Origin of the sequence: Shewanella sp. P1-14-1, assembly GCF_001401775.1 — a bacterium.
Lineage (GTDB): Bacteria > Pseudomonadota > Gammaproteobacteria > Enterobacterales > Shewanellaceae > Shewanella > Shewanella japonica.
Window position 1 is genome coordinate 1 of the sequence record NZ_LKTL01000064.1, and the last position, 1,233, is coordinate 1,233.

General features: G+C 43.7%; 1 protein-coding gene. It reads right to left on the reverse strand.

Annotation, left to right across the window (positions count from 1 at the left end):
* Window positions 1–49: 49 nt before the first annotated feature.
* Window positions 50–1,233 (reverse strand): elongation factor Tu (gene tuf / locus AN944_RS20950; protein ID WP_082420084.1); only part of this gene is annotated, 1,184 nt, incomplete at its 5' end.

A 1,233-nucleotide genomic window follows, 5' to 3' on the forward strand; every position in this document is an offset into this window, starting at 1 on the left:
AAAAAAGGAAGCCGAAGCTTCCTTTTTAATGTGTTAACTAACTTCGCTATTAAGCAACGATTTTAGCTACAACACCAGCACCAACTGTACGGCCACCTTCACGGATAGCGAAACGTAAACCGTCGTCCATCGCGATTGGGTAGATTAGAGTAACAACCATCTTGATATTGTCACCTGGCATTACCATTTCAACGCCTTCTGGAAGCTCGATAGTACCAGTTACGTCAGTTGTACGGAAGTAGAACTGTGGACGGTAGCCTTTGAAGAATGGAGTGTGACGTCCGCCTTCTTCTTTGCTTAACACGTATACTTCTGATTCGAATGTAGTGTGAGGAGTGATTGTACCTGGCTTAGCAAGTACTTGACCACGTTCAACTTCATCACGCTTAGTACCACGTAATAAAACACCACAGTTCTCACCTGCACGACCTTCGTCAAGCAGCTTACGGAACATTTCAACACCAGTACAAGTCGTTTTAGTTGTGTCTTTAACACCAACGATTTCTACTTCGTCACCTACAGTGATGATACCGCGCTCTACACGACCAGTAACAACTGTACCACGACCTGAAATTGAGAATACATCTTCAATAGGTAGTAGGAAAGGCTTATCGATGTCACGCTCTGGCTCTGGGATGTAAGTATCTAGAGCTTCAGCAAGTTCGATGATTTTTGGTTCCCAAGCTGCATCGCCTTCAAGCGCTTTAAGTGCAGAACCTTGGATAACTGGTAAGTCATCACCTGGGAAGTCATATTCAGAAAGAAGTTCACGTACTTCCATTTCTACTAATTCAAGTAGCTCTTCATCATCAACCATGTCACATTTGTTCATGAATACGATAACGAAAGGTACACCAACCTGACGTGAAAGTAGGATGTGCTCACGAGTCTGTGGCATTGGGCCATCAGTTGCTGCTACTACTAAGATAGCACCGTCCATTTGTGCAGCACCAGTAATCATGTTTTTAACATAATCGGCGTGACCAGGACAATCTACGTGTGCGTAGTGACGTGTAGGCGTGTCATATTCGATGTGAGAAGTATTAATTGTAATACCACGCTCACGTTCTTCTGGAGCGTTATCGATTTGTGCGAAATCTTTAGTCTCACCGCCGTATGCTTTCGTCAATACTGCTGAGATAGCTGCTGTTAGAGTAGTTTTACCATGGTCAACGTGACCAATTGTACCCACGTTTACGTGTGGTTTACTACGTTCAAATTTTTCTTTAGCCA